The sequence below is a fragment of the Methylobacterium sp. E-041 genome, assembly GCF_022829665.1.
In the GTDB taxonomy this organism is placed as follows: domain Bacteria; phylum Pseudomonadota; class Alphaproteobacteria; order Rhizobiales; family Beijerinckiaceae; genus Methylobacterium.
In genome coordinates, this window is the sequence record NZ_JAKSYQ010000100.1 from 1 (window position 1) to 543 (window position 543).

Here is a 543-nt window from a genome sequence, read left to right on the forward strand (position 1 = left end):
GCCCTGGCGCGAGGTCTGGGCCGTGGCCTGGGCGGTGGCGATCACCTCGCCGGCCCGCTTCGTGATCTGCGCACCCGAATGGGTGATCTCGTCCACCGTCGCCGCCGTCTCCTGCACCGCCGCGAACTGCTCCTCCACCGACGCCGCCTGCTCCTGCGCCGAGGCGCGGATCTCGGCCGCAGCCGCGTTCAGGTCCGACGTCGCCGCACGGTTCGTCCGCGCAAGATCCGCAAGCCCCGAGACCATCCCGTTCAGCGCACGCCCGAGGCGACCGATCTCGTTGTGGCCGCCGTCCCCGAGCGTCCCGGACAGGTCGCCCTGACCGACCTGCTCGACGAAGGTCATCACCCGCCCGAGCGGCCGGACGATCACGCGGTTGATGGCGATCCCGATCCCGATGCAGATCAGGAGCGTGATCAGGGCCGCGCCCCACAGGGTCAGGAACGCGGTCCGCTGCGCCTCCGCGACGCGATCGTTCAGCGCGTTCCGGGCATCGTCCTGCTTGGTCTCGATGACGGCGAGCTTTTCGCGCAGGGTGTCGAA

1 protein-coding gene is annotated in these 543 nt (G+C 70.7%); it reads right to left on the bottom strand.

Translation table 11 applies throughout. The features are described from left to right. A partial coding sequence (locus MKK70_RS09880; RefSeq protein ID WP_243947321.1) for a HAMP domain-containing protein occupies positions 1-543 on the bottom strand: 543 nt, incomplete at both ends.